Source organism: Mycoplasma sp. 613B, assembly GCF_054343485.1.
The window spans coordinates 19,854-42,792 of record NZ_JBTGVH010000008.1; the positions used below are offsets into that span (position 1 = coordinate 19,854).

20 protein-coding genes are annotated in these 22,939 nt (G+C 25.5%); 6 read left to right on the plus strand and 14 right to left on the minus strand.

Annotation, left to right across the window (positions count from 1 at the left end; genetic code table 4):
* Positions 1-75: 75 nt before the first annotated feature.
* A complete protein-coding gene (gene gyrA, locus ACXX87_RS01915) occupies positions 76-2,658 on the minus strand; it encodes a DNA gyrase subunit A (RefSeq protein ID WP_458560446.1) in 2,583 nt (860 codons plus the stop codon).
* 149 nt (positions 2,659-2,807) lie between these two features.
* Here gyrA and msrA point away from each other — a divergent pair, with 149 nt between their 5' ends.
* Positions 2,808-3,323, plus strand: coding sequence for a peptide-methionine (S)-S-oxide reductase MsrA (msrA, locus tag ACXX87_RS01920; RefSeq protein ID WP_458573178.1), 516 nt, complete (start codon positions 2,808-2,810; stop codon positions 3,321-3,323).
* Positions 3,324-3,387: 64 nt separating this feature from the next.
* Here msrA and ACXX87_RS01925 read toward each other — a convergent pair whose 3' ends face one another.
* The 13 genes from ACXX87_RS01925 to ACXX87_RS01985 all read right to left on the minus strand — a co-directional run bounded on the left by ACXX87_RS01925 (position 3,388) and on the right by ACXX87_RS01985 (position 16,089).
* Complete coding sequence (locus ACXX87_RS01925) at positions 3,388-4,656, minus strand: hypothetical protein (RefSeq protein WP_436358574.1); 1,269 nt, start codon at positions 4,654-4,656, stop codon at positions 3,388-3,390.
* Positions 4,657-4,753: 97 nt separating this feature from the next.
* The gene (gene fusA, locus ACXX87_RS01930) at positions 4,754-6,841 is read right to left on the minus strand and encodes an elongation factor G (protein ID WP_436358575.1); all 2,088 of its coding nucleotides are present in this window, start codon (positions 6,839-6,841) and stop codon (positions 4,754-4,756) included.
* 2 nt (positions 6,842-6,843) lie between these two features.
* Positions 6,844-7,314: a 30S ribosomal protein S7 gene (gene rpsG, locus ACXX87_RS01935; RefSeq protein ID WP_027123189.1), complete on the minus strand. Its 471-nt coding sequence runs from the start codon at positions 7,312-7,314 to the stop codon at positions 6,844-6,846.
* Positions 7,315-7,348: 34 nt separating this feature from the next.
* Positions 7,349-7,762 carry a 30S ribosomal protein S12 gene (rpsL, locus tag ACXX87_RS01940; RefSeq protein WP_436358576.1) on the minus strand — a complete coding sequence of 138 codons (414 nt, stop codon included), beginning with the start codon at positions 7,760-7,762 and terminating at the stop codon, positions 7,349-7,351.
* 181 nt (positions 7,763-7,943) lie between these two features.
* Positions 7,944-9,458, minus strand: coding sequence for a phospho-sugar mutase (locus ACXX87_RS01945; RefSeq protein WP_458573179.1), 1,515 nt, complete (start codon positions 9,456-9,458; stop codon positions 7,944-7,946).
* 7 nt (positions 9,459-9,465) lie between these two features.
* Positions 9,466-10,113: a ribulose-phosphate 3-epimerase gene (locus ACXX87_RS01950; RefSeq protein WP_436358578.1), complete on the minus strand. Its 648-nt coding sequence runs from the start codon at positions 10,111-10,113 to the stop codon at positions 9,466-9,468.
* Positions 10,100-10,969 (minus strand): ribosome small subunit-dependent GTPase A, encoded by an 870-nt coding sequence (gene rsgA, locus ACXX87_RS01955; protein ID WP_458557433.1) that lies wholly within the window; start codon positions 10,967-10,969, stop codon positions 10,100-10,102. The genes ACXX87_RS01950 and rsgA overlap by 14 nt, the downstream gene beginning before the upstream one ends.
* A gap of 46 nt (positions 10,970-11,015) precedes the next feature.
* Positions 11,016-12,008 carry a serine/threonine-protein kinase gene (locus ACXX87_RS01960; protein WP_436358580.1) on the minus strand — a complete coding sequence of 331 codons (993 nt, stop codon included), beginning with the start codon at positions 12,006-12,008 and terminating at the stop codon, positions 11,016-11,018.
* A complete protein-coding gene (locus ACXX87_RS01965; protein WP_436358581.1) occupies positions 12,008-12,751 on the minus strand; it encodes a PP2C family protein-serine/threonine phosphatase in 744 nt (247 codons plus the stop codon). Before ACXX87_RS01965 ends, ACXX87_RS01960 begins: the two co-directional genes overlap by 1 nt.
* Positions 12,752-12,771: 20 nt before the next feature.
* The gene (gmk, locus tag ACXX87_RS01970; RefSeq protein ID WP_436358582.1) at positions 12,772-13,356 is read right to left on the minus strand and encodes a guanylate kinase; all 585 of its coding nucleotides are present in this window, start codon (positions 13,354-13,356) and stop codon (positions 12,772-12,774) included.
* Between the two features lie 12 nt (positions 13,357-13,368).
* Positions 13,369-13,911, minus strand: a complete 543-nt coding sequence (gene rsmD / locus ACXX87_RS01975) for a 16S rRNA (guanine(966)-N(2))-methyltransferase RsmD (RefSeq protein WP_436358583.1) — start codon at positions 13,909-13,911, stop codon at positions 13,369-13,371.
* 11 nt (positions 13,912-13,922) lie between these two features.
* The gene (recO, locus tag ACXX87_RS01980; RefSeq protein ID WP_458560441.1) at positions 13,923-14,597 is read right to left on the minus strand and encodes a DNA repair protein RecO; all 675 of its coding nucleotides are present in this window, start codon (positions 14,595-14,597) and stop codon (positions 13,923-13,925) included.
* Positions 14,578-16,089, minus strand: coding sequence for an MATE family efflux transporter (locus ACXX87_RS01985; RefSeq protein ID WP_458557431.1), 1,512 nt, complete (start codon positions 16,087-16,089; stop codon positions 14,578-14,580). Before ACXX87_RS01985 ends, recO begins: the two co-directional genes overlap by 20 nt.
* Before the next feature lie 334 nt (positions 16,090-16,423).
* Between ACXX87_RS01985 and ACXX87_RS01990 the strand changes: the two genes are divergently transcribed.
* The 5 genes from ACXX87_RS01990 to ACXX87_RS02010 form a co-directional block, all read left to right on the plus strand.
* Positions 16,424-16,753, plus strand: a complete 330-nt coding sequence (locus ACXX87_RS01990) for a hypothetical protein (RefSeq protein ID WP_458557430.1) — start codon at positions 16,424-16,426, stop codon at positions 16,751-16,753.
* Positions 16,754-17,087: 334 nt separating this feature from the next.
* Positions 17,088-17,549 carry a hypothetical protein gene (locus tag ACXX87_RS01995; protein ID WP_458560973.1) on the plus strand — a complete coding sequence of 154 codons (462 nt, stop codon included), beginning with the start codon at positions 17,088-17,090 and terminating at the stop codon, positions 17,547-17,549.
* Positions 17,550-17,576: 27 nt separating this feature from the next.
* Positions 17,577-17,888, plus strand: coding sequence for a hypothetical protein (locus ACXX87_RS02000; protein WP_458560972.1), 312 nt, complete (start codon positions 17,577-17,579; stop codon positions 17,886-17,888).
* A gap of 234 nt (positions 17,889-18,122) precedes the next feature.
* Positions 18,123-19,793 carry an SIR2 family protein gene (locus ACXX87_RS02005; protein ID WP_458573180.1) on the plus strand — a complete coding sequence of 557 codons (1,671 nt, stop codon included), beginning with the start codon at positions 18,123-18,125 and terminating at the stop codon, positions 19,791-19,793.
* 6 nt (positions 19,794-19,799) lie between these two features.
* The coding region (locus ACXX87_RS02010; protein ID WP_458573181.1) for a DUF4116 domain-containing protein at positions 19,800-22,939 on the plus strand (3,140 nt) is incomplete at its 3' end.

Here is a 22,939-nt window from a genome sequence, read left to right on the forward strand (position 1 = left end):
AAAAATCAACCATTTTTTGATTGATTTTATTGTTTTTCATTTTTCTTTATACTATTTTTGTTATTATAAAATATTTTAATTTTCTGATAAACCATCAATTTTTGCAATCGCCTTAATTGAATCTTTTTCTCTTAAAGAAATAATTTTAACACCTTTTGTATTTCTAGAAGTCTCTGCAATTTGAGAAAGGGATGTTCTGATAGCAATTCCTTGTTTTGTTAAAATAAGAATTTCTTCGTTTCCTTTAACATTTCCAATATAAGTTAATTTCCCTGCTTTTTCACTATTAATAGTTCTTACACCTTTAGCACCACGAGCAGTGATTCTATACTCATCAATTAAAGTTTTTTTACCAAAACCTAATTCACCAAGAGCTAAAATATATTGTCCTTCAGCAGTTGTTGAAGCACCTACTACTTCATCATCTTGTTCAAGTTTTATTGCTCTAACTCCTTCAGACTGTCTTCCTGTGCTTCTTAATTCATCACTTAAGAAACGAACAACATTTCCATTTGATGCTCCAATAATGATTTCTTCACCATCTTTAACAACAAATGCTCTTTTTAGTTCATCTCCTTCTTTTAGACCAAGTGCAATTTTTCCATTTGCATTAATTCTTTCATAGTTACTAATTTCTGTTTTTTTAATAATTCCTTTTTTAGAAACTGTTACTAAATAAGTACCTGAATTATATTCATTAATAGATAACATTGAAATTACTTTTTCATCCTTTTGAATTCCTATTAAATTAATGAAAGGAATTCCTTTACCTTGTTTGCTTTGTTCTGGTATTTGATATGATCTTAATCTATAAACTTTTGCCAAACTTGTAAATATTAATAAATCAGTATGTGTATTAGTAATTAAAATAGAACTTAAGTTGTCATCTTCATAAGTAGAAGCAGTGTTTGAACCAACTCCACCTCTATTTTGTGTCTTGTATTCATCGATATTTATTCTTTTTACATAACCATTATTTGTTAATGTTATAGCAACATCTTGAGATGGAATTAAATCTTCATCTTGAATAGTTCCTACTTCTGTTGCAGTAATTTCAGTTCTTCTTTCATCAGCAAAATTTTCTTTTACTTCCTGTAATTCTGAAACAATTAAGTTAATTAATTTTTCTTTTGAATCTAATATTTCTTTAAGTTCTTTAATTTTTTGATATAACTCTTCCATTTCATTAACTAGTTTTTCAACAGCTAAACCAGTTAATCTGCTTAATCTCATTTCAATAATAGCTTTGGTTTGAATTTGAGTTAAATTAAATCTTGCAGCGAGTTTTTCTTGTGCTTCTGCATCGGATTTAGATGATTTAATAATTTTAATTACTTCATCAATATTTTCAATAGCTATTTTCAATCCTTCTAAAACATGAACTCTTTCTTCTGCTTTTTTAAGGTCAAATTGCAATCTTCTAGTGAATACATCAATTTGATGCTCTAAATAAACTTCTAATGCTTCTTTAAGATTTAAAAGTTTTGGTTCTCCTTTCACTAAAGCAATCATATTAATAGAATAACTAACTTGTAAAGATGTATATTTAAAAAGATTATTAAGTACTACTTCAGGGATAAATCCTTTTTTAATATCGAAAACAACTCTTATTCCTTCTCTTGACGTTTCATCTCTAATATCAGAAATTCCATCAAGTTTTTTTTCTTTAATTAATTGAACAATTTTTTCAATTAATATAGGTTTTTTGATTTCATAAGGGATTTCATAAACTATTATTTTACTTTTTCCATTTTTTAATTCTTCAATTTTTGCTTTTGATCTTAAAATAAAGGAACCTCTACCAGTTTCATAAGCTTTAGTAATACCACTTTGTCCTAAAATCATAGCTCCTGTTGGAAAATCTGGTCCTTTTATATGTTGCATTAATTCATCAATTGAAATTTCTGGATTTTTAGCTAAAGCAATAGTGGCATCAATAACCTCTCCTAAATTGTGTGGTGGTATAGTTGTTGCCATCCCTACTGCAATACCAGTAACACCAGAAACTAATAGGTTTGGAATTTTAGAAGGAAGAATTGTTGGTTCACTTTCAGAACCGTCATAGTTAGGCATAAAATCTACTGTATCTTTTTTAATGCTTTCTACCATTAAAGAAGCAATTTTAGACATTCTTGCTTCTGTATAACGCATCGCAGCTGCTGCATCTCCATCAATAGAACCAAAGTTACCATGCCCGTCAATTAATGGATATCTTAATGAGAAATCTTGAGCCATACGAACCATTGAATCATACACAGAAGAATCACCGTGTGGGTGATATTTACCTAAAACATCACCAACAATTCTAGCTGATTTTTTATGTGCAACACTATGGGTAATACCAAGTTCGCTCATACCGTAAAGAATTCTTCTATGAACTGGTTTTAAACCATCACGAGCATCTGGAAGAGCACGAGAAACAATAACAGACATTGCGTATTCAAGAAATGAATTTCTCATTTCATCTGAAATAGGTTTAGGAATTATTCCACCTGCTTCATTTTCTATAATTTGAGAAGAAACCACATATTCTTCTTTATCTTGTGGTGCTACTTCCTCTTCATCACTTTCTTCTGCTGTTTCTTCTTTAAAAACAGTTTCCATTTCTTCGTCATCTAGAATATATTTTTCTTTTTCATCTTTATCATCAAAAAACATATTACCTCACTTACTTTAATAATCTTTTTAAATAATTTTTATTTAAATTATAGCAAAAAAATGCATTTTTTCATTTTATTGCTCTTTTTTCTATACTAATTTTTATATTTTAGTATCATTAATTTATCAATAAAAAATAAGGAGAAAATATGAAAAAAGAAGTTTTTATAGCAGGTGGATGTTTTTGAGGAGTAGAAGCTTATTTTTCAAGAATTAAAGGTGTTATTCAATCTGAATCTTATTATATAAATGGAGACTTTGAAGGAGTAACTTATAAAGAAGTTTGTTCTGGTTCTAAACATGCTGAAGCAGTTAGAGTTATTTATGATGATGAACAAATAGATGAAGAAACTATATGAGAATTATATTTAAATATTATTGATCCTTACTCTCTAAATAAACAAGGAAATGACAAAGGAACACAATATAGAGTTGGAATTTATTCAAATGATCCAATTGTTTTACAAATATTCGAAGATTTAAATAAAGAATTTATTAATAAAGAAAATAAAGAAAATTACATTGAATTTGATAAAGTTTATGATAAAACAAAAGCTGAAGAATATCATCAAAAATATCTTGAAAAAAATCCTTTGGGTTATTGTCATATTAATTTATATTCAATCCCTGAATCATTATTAAAGGATGAATATAAAGATAAATAATTATATTAATTCAATAAAATCAAAAATCAAAAATACAGAAATTTCCTGTATTTTCATTTATTTTTTAATTAGAAGATTCGTTTAAATCAAAGGTTTGTGTATATATTCTGTCAGTTGAATCACCTTCTATTTTATATTTAAAAGTTAATATTTTAGTAGTTGCATCATATACAGCATCATTTGAACTTGAAGGGAATTTTTTAACATCGTCATGTATTTTTGGATCAGAACTTACTTCTGAAACTCTTTTAATTTTAGATAATTCTAATCCTTCTTTTGCAACAAAAATTTTGTTATCTTCTCTTCTGTTTCCACCAAGGAGTCCTATAAAATTGCTACTAGAATAATATTGAAGACCTTTGAAAGAATGTTTTGTTAAATTTGATAATTTATTTAAAAATCTTGATTTTCAATCGTCAAAAGCTGGAACTAAAGCATTTTCATACATATTTTCAACATTTTGATTATTTACAGAAGGTTCTTCTGAAGTTGGATTTTTAATATTTTCCGGTTCAGTTGCTTTTGGTTCGGGTTGAGATGGTCTTTCATTACTGCCTGTTGAATCTTGTGGATTTTCTTTTTGTTTAGGTGCTTGTGGTTCTCCTTGTGTTTGTGAATTTTGATTCTCACTAGGATTAATAGGAACTTCTGAAGTTTTTGTTGTTGATTTTTCTTCTGGATCGCCACTTTTTATATTTGGATCTTCTTTTTTTGAAGTTTTAGTTTCATCATTTGTATTATCATTTTTTTGTAATTTATCGTCTTGTTTTTCGTTTTCATCAACAGGTTTATTAAATTTAATAGTTTGGGAATATTCTTTATCACTTTCATCATCTTTTACTTTATATTTAAAAATCAAAGTAGAAGTCGATTCATCTCAAGAAGAATCACGGTATCTTTTAACTTCTTTTGGATCGCTTGGAATTATTACTTGTCTAATTTTTTCTATATCCAATCCTTCTCTTGTAACAAAAATCTCATTATCAGTTCAACCAGGACCAATTAATCCAAAGAATTTATTTGTTGCATAATATTGAATTCCTTGAAAACCTTTTATTCCTTGAAAACCTTTTTTCTTTAAATTTTTTAAATTTTTAAATCAGTTTGCTTGAGAATTCTCATTTTTAAACACTAATGCATTGCTATAATCTATATTTTCCTTTTTAGGTTCTGCAACTACAGTTGGTTGTGGTTGTGATGTAGTTGGATTAGGTTCTGTCTTCTTATCTGTTTCTTTGCTTTCAGTTTTTTGTACATTACAAGAAACAAAAGTTATTGAACTTAAGATTGTTAATCCTAATGGTAATAATTTTTTAAATAAATTCTTTTTCATAATTTTCCTCTTTCTTTTATTTTTCTGTATTTTTGTTTTTTTGGGGTAAAAAAACATAGAATTTTTGTTATTTTAAAATTCTATGTTTTAAAGAAGATTATTCTTCATCTGCTTTAATAGCACGTTTTTTAATAATTACATCTGCAATTTGTTTTGGTGTCACTTCATAGTGATCAAATTGCATTTGATATGTTCCACGACCTGAAGTCATAGATCTCAATTGTGTAGAATATCCAAACATTTCTGATAATGGAACATCTGCTCTAATGATATTTGCTCCATCACTTCTTGTTTCTTGTTCTTTAACTTGTCCTCTTCTACGGGATAAATCACCCATAACATCCCCTGAATAATCAGCAGGAACAACAACAGAAACATCCATAATTGGTTCTAATAAAACAGTACCAATAGCATCTTTTGCTTTTGTTAAAGCTTTAGAAGCTGCTATTTTATATGCCATTTCTGATGAATCGACATCGTGGTATGAACCATCAAATAAAGTAGCTTTAATATCTATCATTGGATAACCAGCTAAAATACCAGCAGCCATTTTATCTTCAAGTCCTTTTTGAATTGATTTAATGTATTCTTTAGGAATTTTTCCACCAACAATTTTATCTATAAATTCAAAACCACCATCTGGATTTGGTTCAAATTTAATTCAAACATGTCCATATTGCCCTTTTCCACCAGATTGCTTGATGTGTTTTCCTTCAACTTCTGATGATTTAGTAATTGTTTCACGGTAAGAAACTTGAGGTGCTCCAACTGTTGCTTCAACACCAAATTCTCTTTTTAGACGATCAACAATAATATCTAGATGTAATTCACCCATTCCAGCAATAATAGTTTGTCCTGTTTCATCATCAGTTCATGTTCTAAAGGTTGGATCTTCGTTTGCAAGTTTTTGTAATCCAATTGATAATTTTTCTGTTGCAGCTTTAGAAGCTGGTTCTAATGCTTGTGAAATAACTGGTTCTGGGAATACCATTTTTTCTAAAACAAAGTGTTTTGCCTTTTCAGAAATTAAAGTATCACCTGTAACAGTATCTTTTAATCCTACTGCAGCACCAATATCCCCTGCTCTTACTTCATCAATTTCTTCTCTAGAGTTAGCGTGCATTTCTAAAATACGCCCAACTCTTTCTTTTTTATCTTTTGTTGAATTATATACGTATGAACCTTTTTGTAAAACTCCTGAATAAACTCTAAAGAATGTTAAAGTTCCAACAAATGGGTCATTCATAATTTTGAATGCTAATGCTGAAAAATCATAATCATCTGATGCTGGAACTTCAACAACTTCATCTCCTATATATCCTTTAATAGCAGGAACATCTAAAGGAGAAGGTAAATAATCAACTACAGCATCAATCATTTTTTTAACTCCTTTATTTTTAAAGGAAGTTCCACAAACTACAGGGAAAAATTCTGAAGTTAATGTTGCTTTTCTAATTGCTTGTTTTAATCTATCTGCTGAAATTTCTTCACCTTCTAAAGCAAGCATCATCACTTCTTCATCATAGTCAGCAACTGCTTCGACTAATTGTGCTCTCATTTTTTTAGCTTTTTCTAATAAATCTGAAGGCACTTCTATTTCTTTAGCATTTTCTTCTTTTTCACCATCGTATTCAAATGCTTTCATTTCTACAAGGTCAATTAAACCTTTGTAATCATTTTCAGCACCTATGTTTAGTTGGATAGCAACAGCATTTCCACCAAGTCTTTCTTTAACTGAACGAATAGAAGCTTCAAAATCTGCTCCTGCCTTATCCATTTTATTAACATAAACAATTCTTGGAACTTTATAATTTGTTGCTTGTCTTCAAACTGTTTCTGTTTGTGGTTCAACTCCTGATTGAGCATCTAAAACCGCAACAGCACCATCTAATACTCTAAGTGAACGTTCAACTTCAACAGTAAAGTCAACGTGTCCTGGAGTATCAATAATATTAATTCTTTTATCTTTTCAAAAAGCTGTTGTAGCAGCAGAAGTAATTGTAATACCTCTTTCTTTTTCTTGTTCCATTCAGTCCATTTGTGATCCACCATCATGTGTTTCTCCGATTTTATGGATTTTTCCTGTATGGAATAAAATTCTTTCTGTTGTTGTGGTTTTACCCGCATCAATGTGAGCCATTATACCGATGTTACGATAATCTTTAAGGTCAAATTTTCTCGCCATAATTATCATCTAAAATGTGCAAATGCTTTGTTTGCTTCTGCCATTTTATGTGTATCCTCTTTTTTCTTAATTGCTCCACCGGTGTTGTTTGATGCATCGATAATTTCGTTTGCAAGTCTTAAGTCCATTGTTTTTTCTGCTCTTAATCTTGAATAATTAATTAATCATCTTAATGATAAAGTTTGTTTTCTTCTTGCAGAAACTTCCATTGGAACTTGGTAGTTTGTTCCCCCAACTCTTCTTGATCTAATTTCTAATTGAGGTGTTATGTTATTGATAGCTTGTTGGAAAACTTCTAAAGGATCTTTTCCTGTTTTTTCCTTAACAATATCAAAAGCTGAATATAAAATAGTTTGCGCTGTTGATTTTTTTCCGTCTAACATAATTGCATTTACTAATTTTGTAACTAATTTAGAGTTAAAAATTGGATCAGCTAATACATCACGAATAGGCGCTTGTTTTCTTCTTGACATTTTTTCTCCTATATTTTTTTATATTATAAAATTATTATTTTTTAGGTTTTTTTGCACCATATTTAGATCTAGCTTGATTTCTTTTATTAACACCAGCTGTATCTTGTGTTCCTCTAACGATATGGTATCTAACCCCTGGTAAATCTTTAACTTTTCCACCACGAATTAAAACTACAGAGTGTTCTTGTAAGTTGTGTCCTTCTCCTGGTATATAAGCTGTAACTTCCATTCCGTTTGATAATTTAACCCTCGCATATTTTCTTAATGCTGAGTTAGGTTTTTTAGGTGTCATTGTTGCAACCCTTGTACAAACTCCACGTTTAAAAGGTGAAGGTAATTTTGTTTCTTTTTTATGTAAAGAGTTGTAACCAACTATTAGTGCAGGAGCTTTTGTTTTTCTTACTTTATTAACACGTCCTTGACTAACTAATTGTGCTATTGTTGGCATTGTCTTTCCTTTCAATTTTTAAATTTTAATTTATATATTCACAAACTTAATTATTCATAAACATTATTATTAATAATAATTAAGTGTATAAATTATATAACAACTTAGCCGAGTGTATCGAAAAAAAATTATTTTTTTTATAGTGCTGTTGTTATATTAAAAAAATAAGACAACGAGTGTCTTATTTAATAAATATTTCTTTTGCTTGTTTTAGTATTTTATCTAAATTATTTTGAGCTTCACTTTTATTTTTTTCTAATGAAAAAATATAAAGTTTTATTTTAGGTTCCGTTCCTGAAGGACGCAATGCTGCTCAAGAATTATTTTCAAAAAATATTTGAACCATGTTTTCTACAATATTATTATAGCCTTTTCGATAATCAATAATTTTTGAAATTTTCAAACTAAAATTTATTTTTAAAAATGATTCTAAATAAGAGTTTATTTTCGATGGTTCCATTGAATTCAATTCTATTGAAACTACCTTGCTAAAAATAAATCCATACTTTTTATAAATATTATTTAATTCTTCTAAAAAGGAAATATTTCTTTTTTTAGATAAAATATTTAATATTAAAATTAATGATTGAAATGCATCTTTATCAAAAGAAATATCACTATTTATTAAAGATCCATAACTTTCTTCAAATGCAAAAATATGCGATTTTTCTTTATATTTGTTTATTTCAGGACCTACTCATTTAAAACCTGTAGGAATTATTTGACTTTTAATATTGTGCTTATTAGCAATAATAGAAGGAAGGTTGCTTGATACAAATGAATAAATTAAAAGATCGTTTTCTTTATAGTAATTTTCTTCTACTAAAAAATTGAAAATTATGGTTGCTAGTTCGTTACCAGTAAAATAATAAAATTCATTATTTGATAATTGTTCTACAAAACCAATTCTATCAGCATCAGGATCAGTTAAAATTCCATATTTAATTTTATTTCTTTTCATTAAATCAATTAAATTAATATAAGCACTTTTTTCTTCTGGATTTGGATATGAAACAAAATTAAAGTGTTTGCTGTTTTTCATTTCAGATTCTACTTTTAAAAATTTAACTGAAGTTTGCTTTTCAATTAATTTAATAACTTGAGAACCAGTTCCATGAAGTGGTGAATAAGCTATTTTAAGGTTATTATCAAACAAATTATTAGAAAAAATTCTTGATATCTCTTGAACATAAACAGGTAAATATTTATCTATACAAATAACTTTTTTATTAAAATTTATTTTTTTTGTATTTAAATTATTGTTGATTTTATTATATTTTTTAAAAAATGGAATCAATTTTTTAACTTCATCTGGAAGGATTTGAGCTCCAAATTTATTATAAATTTTAATACCATTATATTCTTTAGGATTATGAGAAGCTGTGATGTTAATACCGCCTATTGCTTGTTTTTGTTTTATTAAAAAACTAACAACCGGAGTTGCAATTGGTTGTTTAGAAGTATAAACTTTTATACCATAATTTTTACTTAAAATTTGTGTTGCTAATTTTAGAAAGATAAATGATTTATTTCTATTATCTCTTCCGATAACAACTCCTTGTTGTTTTACATTAGCAAAATTTTTTAGTAAATATCTTGCATATCCATCAATGATTCTATAAACGTGTTTAGTGTTTAGTTCACTTTCTTTATTTCCTAATTTACCACGTATACCTGCTGTTCCAAACTCTAACATAATTTCCTTATTTTAATAATTTTTCTAATTTTTCTATTGAAGGTTCAATTGTTAAATATGAACCTGAAACCAAAACATCTGCTCCGCTTTTGAAAGCACCAAAAGCAGTTTTATCATTAATACCACCATCAACCTGAATAATTACATTTAAATTATTATTATCAATAAATTTTCTTGCTTCTTCTATTTTGTTTAAAGAATTTTCAATAAATGATTGTCCACCTTTACCTGGTTCTACAGACATAATTAATAATAAATCAAAATATTTAAGTAAATCTTTAATTTCACTAAAATCTGTATTAGGTTTAATTGAAATACCTAACTTGATTTTATTTTTATATTTTTTAACCAATTTTAGAATCTCTTCTTGATTGTCAAAAACTTCATAATGAACTGTTGCATAATCAACAACACCAATAACCTTATCAATTATTTTTTCTGGTTCATAAGCCATTATATGAATATCCATTGTATGATGTTTAGAATTATTTTTTATATTTTTTATTTCTTCAATTTCAATTGCTCTGTTTTCAACAAATTTAGCATCCATATAGTCATAATGGATTCAACTAATTCCCATATTAAATAGAATCTTAGCTACTTCTAATCTCTTTTCTTTTGTAATACTTAAAAGTGAAGGACTAATTAATTTCATTTTTTTCTCCTAAAAAATCTTTTAAAAAGTAAAGATAGTTTTCATATCTAGTTAATGGTATTTCTCCGTTTTTTACCATTAATTTAATTTTACAATATTTTTCTTCTTCCTTATAGTGAAAACAAGAGCGAAATTTACATAAATTTGCATTTAACTTAAATATTTTAAAGGCAGTTGCTATTTGATCTTTATTTAATTCTATTTCAAACGAAGAAAAACCAGGAGTATCTATTAACTTCCCTTGATTTCAATCTATCATTTGTACAACTCTAGTGGTGTGTTTACCTCTATTTAAGGATTTAGAAATGGATTGTGTTTCAAATTGATTTTCAGATAATAAATTTATTAAACTTGTTTTTCCTACACCAGTTTGCCCCATAAATACAGAAACTTTGTCCTTAAAAAGTCCAAAAAATTCTGTATTTACTTCCTTTTTATTATGATTATCAATGAAATGAATTTCATAATTTAAATTAATATAATCTTTTAAAACTTCTTTATAGTTAGAATCTAAATCAATTTTAGTAATGGCTAAAACTGGTTTAATGTTTTTGCTTTCAACAATCATTAAAAACTTATCTAAAAGCAGTGAACTAAAATTAGGTTCTTTTACAGACATTACAATAATCACTTGATCAATGTTTGCTATTTTAGGTCTTACAAAAACATTGTTTCTTTCTTTAACTTTTATCACAAAACCTAATTCGTCATATTCCACAAAATCACCAACAACAGGTGATAAATTGTCGTTTCTTAATTTACCACTTCCTCTTAATCTTATAATTTCTTTATTTTCAGTTTCCACATCATAAAAACCAGCAATTACCTTTATTACTCTTCCAATTTTTTTATTCAATACAAAATTCCTTTCTAATTTATTCTTTTATTTAGTTGACTTAATATTAAAAACTAAATAAAAGAATTAAAGTAATTATTAACAAAATTAAAATAATTACAATTACACTTATTATGACAATTGTTCCGGTTCTGGTTGCAAGCCATTCAAAAAGGTTTTTCCTTTGTTTTTGGTCAAAATTTATTATATTTTCACTTAGTCTTTCAGGTTTTAAACAAGTAGATAAATCATTATATAATTCGTTCATATTGTTATAGCGATCATATGGATTTTTAGCTAAACATCGATGAATAATGTTTATTAATCCGTGACTTGTAGTTGGTTTTAAATTCTGAATCTTTGGCAAAGATTGTTCTTTGTGTTTAGCAAGAATTTTAAGATGTGAATCTCCTGAAAAAGGAACACAACCTATTAACATTTGATAAATGACTATACCAATAGAGTAAATATCAATTTTTACAGAACCTTTTTCTTTATAATCAGCTATTTCTCCTGGCATATAATGAACAGAACCTATGACTTTATTTTCTTGTGTCAACCTTTGTGATTCATTATCTATTGCAATACCTAAATCAATTATTTTAATTTGATTTAGGTTTGTTACCATAATATTAGTGTCTTTAATATCTCTATGGAAAATACCGGCTTTGTGAATTGCTTTAATTCCTAAAGTTATTTGTTTTGCGTAATTAACAACATCTTCTTTAGAAAGCGTTCCAGATCTTTCAATAACGTTTTTTAAAATGGTTCCATCAACAAGTTCCATTGCAATTCAAAATTCCTTATTTTCTAAATCAAAACAAGAATCAATTAATCTTGCTACATAAGGTGAATCAACTTTTTTAGTTATTCTTATTTCTTCTTTAAAACGTTCAATACTTAAATCACTCATTGATTCATAATTCATAAGTTTGATTGCACACTTAAAATTATCTTTTTTTCTAACAGCTAAATAAATAACAGACATTCCACCTTTTCCTAAGGTGTTACTAATATAATAGTTTTGAAGTAGTTTTTTGTTATATGTTGGTATATTCATTATTTAATTTCCACTATTGCTACTGTTAAATTATCATTAGAATCATTAGCTAATGCTGTTTCTATAATTTTATTTGCTTTGTATTCAAGATCTTTTTCTTTCAAAAACATAATGTTTTCTAATGTTGGTTTATCAATAAAGTCATGCACTCCATCTGTAGTTTGAATTAAATAACTTTTTTCTTTTCTTTTACTTAAAGAAAGAAAACCGATTTCAGGTGTATAGCGTTTTTTAGGCCCAAGCGAAGAAGTAAGAAAAGATGCTCCAGGTAATTGTGAAGCAACTTCGAAAGAAACCTTTTCTTTTTCTATATAATAGTTCATTAAATTTTGATCACTTGAAAGTTGTTGTAAAATATCGCTATATAGATAAATTCTAGAATCACCTATATTTACAAAGGAAAGTAATTTATTTTTTTTAACAAATATGGTTGCAACCATTGTTGTACCCATGTCTAAAAGTTGTTCGTTTTCTTCTGCTGCTTTGTTCATGTTGATTATACTATCATTAATCCCTTTAGAAAATCAGTTAGTAATTGATTTTTTATCTTCTTTTATTTCTAAAGTAGAAAATAATGTTTTAAATGTGTCAACTGTTATTTGTGAAGCAATTTCTCCTGCATTATGTCCACCCATTCCATCACAAACAATTGAAAAAATTACTTTTTCATTTTCTAATATTAAAACAGAGTCTTCATTTTGAACCCTTTTGCCTTTATTTGTTTTAAAAATATAATTATCCATTAATTTCCTTTATAAAAGTTTTATTTGTTTAATTCAGAAATAATAATTTCTTTAATTTTAGAAGCAGCATTTAAAGGAATATCATTTACTACTTTGTGTAAAAATTTATCTTTTTCTTCTAATTCTAAAACTGCTTTATCAATTCTTATTTGAATTTGCTCTTCACTTTCTGTTCCCCTATTTTTTATTCTTGTATACAAATCATCCATAGAAGGTGGTAACAAGAAAATTGAAATAACAGAATCTTCTTCGTTTCTTTCTTTGTAATATTTTTTAATATTTAATGCACCGATTGTTTCTATTTCAAGTAAAGGTAAAAAACCTTCTTGATTAATTTTTTCAATTTCTGAGTAAAGAGTTCCATAATAATTATCAAAATGTTTATTTCATTCAATAAATTCATTTTTCTTTATTTTATCTTCGAATTCTTCATTAGAAATAAAGTGGTAATGTACCCCATTTATTTCCCCTTCTCTTGGTTTTCTTGTTGTAGCTGAACAAGATAACTTTAATTTTAATTCATTATTCTCAAATAAAATTTTTTCAATGGTACCTTTTCCAACCCCAGAAGGACCAGCTAAAATTACTAACTTATTTTTTTTCATATATTTCCTTTATTATTTCTTACCTAAAAAATAAATATAAGTTTTACCGTATTTTTTTTCTTTTAAAATTTCAAAATATTCACTAATTTCTATATTATCACTATTTGTTTCAACAATGACCTGACCATTATCTAAAAGAATATCATTGTTTGCTATTTCTTTTAAAGTTTCATTTAATAATGTTTTTTCTTCATAAGGTGGATCTAAAAAAATAAAATTAAATTTATTATCCTTTTTCATATTTATCAATTGAAGAGCAGAAAGATTATAACAATGCATATTTTGAATTTTTAGTTTCTTTTGTTCATTAACAATATGATTAAAAATTTTTCTATTTTTTTCAGATAAAAAAACTTCTTTTGCACCACGTGAAATAAATTCAAAAGAAACCGCTCCCGAACCACCAAATAAATCTAAAACTAATGATTCTTCTATTTCAAATTGAATAGAAGAAAAAATGGCTTCTCTTGTTTTATCCGTTGTTGGTCTTACTATTTCTAAGTCTGGTTGTTCTATTTTTCTGCCACGTAAATTTCCTGCTATTATTCTTAACATATATTTATTAATTATATAATATTTTCCTTAATAAATTGCTTAATCTCTTTATATATAGAGAAATTTGCTTTATAATTAGCAAATTTTATATAAACTTCTAATGAATGAGATAAATAATAAAATGTCTTTAATTCTTCAATTGTTCTTTGAAAACTTGTTTTGAAGTGGTATTTACAACTAAAACCACCTTCAAAAAATTGAAAATCTCTTAATTCTTTATTACTTTTACAAGTAACACATTTATCAAAAGATTGTTTATAACCAAAGTATTCTAATAAATGACAAAGAAGATATGTTTTAATAAAGAAAACATTTTCTTTATTTGCTATTTTTATACTCTGTTTTATAAGTTCATATAAATAAGAGTTAGAATATTCTAATTTATCTAAATAAAAAAGGATTTCTTGTAATTCTGTATATGAAAAAGAATTATTTTGTAAATCAAAAAAACTAATAAGTGTTGCTTTTTTAAGTTTAGACATTCTATTATTGAGTCTGGCTAAAAAGATTTCAAATTCTGCTTCATTTAAAAGTAACAAAGAACTTCTGTTTTTACTATGTACTTTTCTTACTCCGCGAGCAAGAAAAGAAATAATTCTCTTGTTGGTAATAATTTTAACAATTGCATCATAATCATCGTATTCTTGATAATTAATAACAATTCCTTTAGTCGTTGTTGAAGACATTTTTTTCTCACACTTTTCTTTTTATTAATGGATCATCTATGTGTCTTGCTCAGTCTACTTTTAAATACACTATTTCAAATACAAGGAATTTGATTAAATCAACTAAAAAGAAAATTCAATATGTTTGACTTAAACTTAATCCAAGAGATTGTGGTTTAATTACAAAAGTTATAATCACTAGTCATAATAAAGCAATAATTTCTAAACTGAATTCAAGTAATGATGCTAAGTTTGTTCTTCCACCAGAAGCTATTAATCGACTTGAAGTAGAAAATCAAATTCAAATTGGATTGAATACTACTATTACAAAAAGAGTTGCTTGCAATTGTGATAAGTATAATTTTTTAGCTTCTAAAATTGTATCTGAATTTTTTCCTATTTCAGCAGCAAAATAATCAATATACGGGATAAATACAGTAAAAAGTAAAAGTAATAATGATAATGCAAGTGCAATTGTTGAATGAAAACCTTTAAGTTCATTTGCATTTTTCTTAGCAATTTCAAATTCTTTATTTCCAAGGTGTTTTCCTACAAAAACAGAAATGTTAGAACTAAGAGCTCCAAAAACAGCTAAAAATATTTCACTTATTGCCCCTGTTAATCCAAGAATAGCAGCAGCTCCAATTGCTCATTCTTCTTTCCCGATTGTTCCTTGAGGGAAAATTCTATTAAAAAGAGCACTTCTTAGTATTATTAATACAGAATTTCCTGTAATTAAAAAGGCACTGTGTAATCTAAAAACAACTTTTTTTCATGTATCTCTTGACACTTTAAAAAGTGATAAAGGATTAATTAATGTTTTTCTTATTTTTAAAAATACAAAAAAAGTATCACCAAATATTCCAAAAATTCTTGCAGCTATGGAAGCATATGCTGCCCCTTTAACTCCTAATTTAAAAACATATATTAAAAGAATATTTAAAAAAATGTTAATTAGTAAAGATCCAATTGAAGAAATTAAAGCTTCTTTTCCATGCCCTGTTTCTGCAAGAAGCGAACTCATTGGAGAAGTTCAACCAAAAATAACTCATGTTATCACTATTAATCTTAAATAATCTACTGATTGTTGCAATGTTGCTGGATCTTGATTAGTTTGATAAAAAACAGAAATCATTTTTTCAGATAAAGTGAGAGCAAAAATTGCAAATATAGTCATACAACTAAAAGTCAATAAAACTCTTACTCTCATTACTTCTTTTATTTTTTTGTAATTTTTGCTTCCTCAATACTGTCCAACAAGCACTGAACAAATTATAGAAATTCCACCAATAACACCACCTATAATTCCTGTTCAAGAATTGGCATAAGATAAAGAATCAACACCATGAGGTATTTTTGTTACCATAAAATTATCAATGAAACCATTTAGTGAAAAAAGTATTCCTGAAAGAATAATTGGTAAAGAAAATTTTAAGTATAATTTTCATTTACTTCAACTAGCTGGAAAGTGTTCTTTTAAAAAAACAAAAAAATTAAATTTCTTCTTTATCATAATTATTTAAATTTTAGCAAAATAATAAAAAAACATTAATAATTAAGTTGAAAATAACCCTATTTTCTTTGTAATTTGTTTTAAAACTTTACAAAAGTTTATATATGAATTTATTTATAGAAAAATAAGATTATATATGCAAAATTGTTCAAATTTTATGAATTTTTGTCAAATCCTTGTTTTTTTTTTTTTTTTGTAGAATTAAGTTATAAGAAATGATACAAATTGTGCTTTGCAATTATAAAATGAAAAATTCTAATAATATATTTCAATAATTTTTCAATAATTCATTTTTTAAAATTTCAATTAATCAAAAATAAAAATAAGGAAAACTATGAAAAAGAAACTTTTATTATTAACTACCTCCCTTTCTGTTTTAACAACTTCTGCATTAGTAGTTTCATGTCAAACTTCTTTAGATAAAAAGAAAGAAGAATTAATTAATTTAGGTGTAAAAATAGCAATTAAACAAAATCAATCAAATTATGATAAAAAATCAGAAACTGAAAAGAAAGAATATGAAAAACAACAAAAAGACAAAGTTAAAGCTGGATTAGATTCTCTTTTAACAGAGGGTAAATCTATTGAATGAGAAAAAATATTAGACGATGAAATCGTTAAAGCAAGAAAACATTTAGTAGACTTAATATTATCATCAAATTAAAACAAGAATTAGTAAAATAATTATTTCATTAGCACTGCAAAAATGCAGTGTTTTTTATTCAATAAAACTTTTCATTAACTAATTTTAAATGAATTTCCAAATCTTAAATGTTAATTCATTTGTATAAAAAATATATAGGAAAATTGTTCAAATTTTATGAATTTTTGTCAAATCCTTGCTTTTTTTTTTTTTTTGTAAAATTTAATTTAAAAAATGATGCAAATTGATATTTGAGATTATAAAATAAGAAGTTCTTATAATATATTTTCAATATTTTTTCAATGAATCGTTTTTTTAAAATTTCAATTAATCAAAAATAAAATAAGGAAAAAATATGCAAATAAATATTAAAGAAAAACTAAGAAGTTTAAAAAACTTTTCAATTACAAATCTAATATTAACCTTTTCAGGTTTAATTCTTTTTATAATAACTTTAACTTTTGCAGTAGGAGCTGCAGCAACCCAAAGTGCAGAAGGAGCAGTTGCTGCTGGTGTGGGTCTTGTTGGTTCTATACTAATTATTGGAATATTGAATTTCTTTTCAAACATTGTAATATTAGTATTATCAATTGTTGGATTTGTTGCTGCATTAAAAATTAAAGATGCAACAAATGGTTCTAACAAAAAATACTTTGCTGTTTGATTATCAGTAATGATAATAATTATAATAAATTCAATATTCTCATTTATTCCATTTGTTGGTTCAATTTTAGGAATGATTTTCTCTATTTGACCAATAGTAGCTTATATATTAACAATCGTATGAGCTAACAAAGATACAAAAGCATTAAACTAAAAATAACATACAAAGAAAGGAAAAAATATGAAAAAGAAACTTTTATTATTAGCTACCCCTATTTCTGTTTTAACAACTGCTGTATTAGCAGTTTCATGTCAATCTTCACTCGATAAAAAGAAAGAAGAATGAATTGATTTAACTGTAAAAGTAACAATTAAGCAAAATCAATCAGAATATGATAAAAAATCAGAAGCAGAAAAAAAAGAATATGAAAAACAACAAAGAGAAGGAGCGAGAGCAGCACTAGAATTATTTTTACCAAAAGATAAGTCCGGTGAATGAGAAAAATTATTGGATGATGATATTGCTAAATTAAAACAAGAATTAGCAAAATAGTCATTTCACTAACACTGCAGAAATGCAGTGTTTTTTTATTCATAAAACTTTTTATTATAATAAAAATTAATACTTAACTTTAAACTAAAAATAAAATAAAAAATTAAGTTTTTATATCTAAATTTCCAAATATAAAACAAGATTATATATGTAAAATTCTTTGAATTTAACTACTTTTTGCCAAATCCTTGCTTTTTTTTTTTTTTTGTAAAATTAGTTTTAAGAAAGGAGAAAATGGATAAGAAAAATCTAAAAGACTTTATCAATAAGAAAAATTTTAATGATAATCTTCCTGTTTTATTTATTGGTTCTGGTTTTAGTAAAAGATATTTAGTTAAATCTTACACATGGAGAGAATTACTAGAAACTATTTATAAAGAATTATTAGAATCTACTTCCAAATTATCCCAAGAAGAAAAAGAAAATTCTTTTCTCGAGTTAGTTTATAAATATAAAAATGATTATAGTTTAATTGCTGAAGAAATGGAAAAAGAATTTAATTATTTAGTTAAAATGGATCAAGTTGGTAAATGAAAAGAAATAAATGAAGATTTTTATAAAAACTATCTAAAAGAAGAAAAGTGAATTAGCAGGTTTAAACTATTTATTAAAAATAAATTAGAAAAAATTGAAATAAACGAAGATTCTTATAAAGAAGAAATAAACTTATTTCAAAAAGCTTCACAATATTTTTATTGTATTATAACAACCAATTATGATAAATTATTAGAAACTATATTGAATGATAAAAAAATAAATACAGAAGATAATATAAAATTCAAACCACTTATAGGGGATAAAATTGCTTTTGAAAAAGATGTAGGGACTATTCATAAAATTCATGGTTGCGTTACTTCGCCGGAAGATATTATAATTACAAAAAGTGATTATATGAGATTTGAAAATGAATATAAATTAATAAAATCTAGGATACTTTCTTTGTTTATAAAGCAACCAGTTATTTTTTTAGGATATGCCATAAATGATTCTAATATAAAAAATATGTTAAAAATTATTTATGAATATGCAAAAAGTAATATAAAAGATAAAGAAAAAATATTAAAAAATATAGAAAATAGTTTTTTATTTATTGAATATACTAAAGAAGAAATAAAAAATCCAGAATTTGAAACTGTAGAAAAATATAATATAAAATTCGAAAATAACGAAAAAATAATAATATCTAAATTTAAAACAGATAAATACAAAAAAGTATTTGATTCAATTATCAAAGCAGGTTTTTCTAAAAAAGCAATAGATATTTATAAAATATATGATTTAATTCCAACTCCAGATTTAATACCAAATTTTAAATTAAATGTAACATCATTAGATCTTATTAAAAGTTATTTTGAAATAAATGAAAAAGAAGAAAAAATCTATTACTTGGATTATATAAATGACATATTAATAAATAAAATTGAAATTATTTCTTTTTTTGGTTTTTATCAGTTTAATAGAAATAGAAAAAAAATAGAATCTTTTTTAAAACAACAATGTAATAAATTAAATGATTTCATAAAAAATAAAAACAATAGAAAAAACATAGAAAAAGCAGAAAAAGAAATTGAAAAAATAATAAAAGAAAACTCCGAGTTTTCAATTTCTTATATAAATGAAAAATATAAATCATCAAACAAAAATGAAACTGTGACATTTTTCAATATTTTTATTTCTATTTTAAATGATAAAGTAAAACTAGAAGAAGTAAATGTTTTTTTAAAAAAAGGTCTTAAAAATTTTATTAAACAAAAAAATAAAAAACAAAAAATTGAAATTGATAATTTAGTTTTCACCATAACTAGATTTAAATATTTATTGTTAATTTATGATTTTAAAAAATATGCTAGTGACGATTGAAAAAATCGTTTAAAAATATTAAAAAATGAAAGGAAACTTAAATAAGTCTAAATGAAAAAAATAAAAAATTGAACAATTTTATCTACTACATTAAGTGTTCCTATTTTTACTGTTTTATCTTGTTCAACAGACAGTAAAGATTCGAACAATAATAGGCAAAAAGATAAAAATGATACCCCAAAATTAAATAATACAGAAGTACCTAAACCTTCAAAAGAAGATGAAAATAAGTTAAAAAGTGCTTTTGAAGAACTGCTAACTAAATCTAAAGAAGAATATGAAAAACATAAATTAAGTAACGATAAAAATGATGATAATCAAAAAATAATCCAAAGCAAATTTGAAATGTTGAAATTAATCAATGAAAATCCTTTATTTTTACAATTTGCTTCTGATGAATTAAAGAGTGATATAGAAATAGTTAAGCAAGCTGTTATAAGAAATCCAGAATCTTTAAAATATGCAAATAAAATTGCTGTTTTACATCTTTTAAAAGAAAATGGTCTTTTACTTAAATTTGCTTCTGATGCATTAAAAAATGATAAAGATGCTGTTTTAGTTGCTGCAAAACAAAATAATTATTCTTTAGAATTTAGTTCTAGAAATTCTATTTTAGATATAGTTAGAGAAAATGGATTAAATTTAGAATTCTTATCCGCAAATTTAAAAAATGACAAAGAAGTGGTTTTAGCCGCTGTTCTACAAAATGGTTTAGCACTTCAATATGCTTCTGATGCATTAAAAAATGATACAGAAATTGTTTTACAATCTTTATCTAAATCCAAAGAACCTTTTAAATATGCATATAAAAATGCAGTAATTGAAATATTAAGAAAAAATGGTCTTTTATTAGAATATGCTGATAATCAATTCAAAAATAATAAAGAAGTGGTACTTAATGCCATAAAAAACAATCCAAATGCTTCACAATTTGCTTACAAAGAAATGATTTTAACAATAGTTAAAGAAGATGGATTGAATTTACAGTTTCTATCAGATAATTTAAAAAATGACAAAGAAGTGGTTTTAACTGCTACAAAACAAAATTCCAATGCTTCTAATTTTGGAACTCAAAGTGCTATTTTAGACATAGTTAGAGAATATGGTCTAAATTTAAGGTTTTTGTCAAATGAATTGCAAAACAATGAAAAAATAGTTACAGCTGCTGTTCAGCAAAATGGTTTAGCTCTAGAATTTGCTTCTAGCATACTGCAAAATAACCAAGATATAGTTGAAAAATCTTTTAATCAAAATTCAATTTCTCTTAAATATGCTAATAAAAGTATTTTAATAAAACTGTTGAAAAAAAATGGACTTTTACTAGAATATGCTTCTGATGTTTTAAAAAATGATAAGTCAGTAGTACTTGAAGCTATAAAAAACAATCCAAATGCTTCGCAATTTGCTACCAGAACAGCTATTTTAAACCTTCTTGAAGAAAATGGATTAAATTTACAGTTTCTATCAGATAATTTAAAAAATGATGAAAATATTATTCAAACAGCTTTCAATCAAACAAGCGATTCCTTTAAATATGGATATAAAAACGGAATAATCAATATATTAAGTAGAAATGGAATCTTACTACAATACGCTTCTGATGAATTAAAAAATGATAAAGATGTAGTTTTGACTGCTGTTAAACAAAATTCTAGTGCTTCACAGTTTACAACTGAAAATGCGATGTTAAATATAGTTAGAGAAAATGGTCTAAATTTAAGGTTTTTGTCAAACGAATTGCAAAACAATGAAAAAATAGTTACAGCTGCTGTTCAGCAAAATGGTTTAGCATTAGAATTTGCATCTAGTGACTTAAAAAACAACGTTGAAGTTGTTATTGAAAGTTTAAAAAACAATAAAACGTCTTTAAAATTCGCAAATAAAAATATTATTACAAACTTTTTAAGAGAAAATCCTAAATGATTTAATTTTTTACCATATGAATACAAAAATGATAAAGATTTATTAACTAAAGTTATACAAAAAAATCTCTCAGGATTATTTTATATTTCTAATTTTCTAAAAAATGATAGAGAATTTATTAAAAATGTTTTAAAACTTAATGAAAATATAAATGAATGAAATTATAATAATTTTATTTTAGAAAATGTTGGAAAAAAAGATTTTTCTCTTGAATATGCATCAGATGAAATTTTAAATAACCAAGAATTTCTTCTAAAAGCATTAGAAAGAGATCGATACTCATCGCTATACTTTCCAAAATCATTTAAAAATGATCAAACCTTTATTCTTGAAGCTGTTAAGAAAAACAGTAATGCATTGGGATATGCATCAGATGAATTAAAAAATGATAAAACTTTTGTGCTTGAAGCTGTTAAACAAAATGGGAGTGCATTATATCATGCTTCAGAAACATTAAGAAATGATAAAGAAGTGGTTCTTGAAGCTGTTAAACAAAATGGAAATGCATTGAAATATGCTTCTCAAGAATTAAGAAATGATAAAGAAGTTGTGCTTGAAGCGGTTAAGCAAAGTTCAGATGCAAAATATTATGTATCAAATATATTAAAAAATGATAAAGATGTAGTGGTTGAAATAGTTAAGCAAGATAGCAATGAATTAAAATGGGTTTTAGAATCATTAAAAAATGACAAACATGTCATTTTAGCTGCTGTTAAACAAAATGGGAGTGCATTATATCATGCTTCAGAAACATTAAGAAATGATAAAGAAGTGGTGCTTGAAGCTGTTAAACAAAATGGGAAGGCACTGGAGTATGCTTCTGATACATTAAATAATGATAAAGAAGTGGTGCTTGAAGCTGTTAAACAAAATGGAAATGCAATACTATATGCTTCTCAAGAATTAAGAAATGATAAAGAAGTGGTTCTTGAAGCTGTTAAACAAAATGGAAATGCATTGCAATATGCTTCTCAAGAATTAAGAAATGATAAAGAAGTTGTGCTTGAAGCAGTTAAGCAGGATATTAATTTATTCAAATATTCCACAGTTTCTTATGAAATTAAAAATGAAATTACAACTCAAATTTTAAATGAGAAATTTTCCTTCTCAAAATATAACCTAATAAAGTTTAAAAATAATAAAGATTTTATTCTTAATTTTATACAACAAACATCATTTGCATTTCAATTTGCTTCTGATGATTTAAAAAACAATAAAGAAGTGGTGCTGGAAGCAGTTAAACAAAATGGAAATGCATTGGAATATGC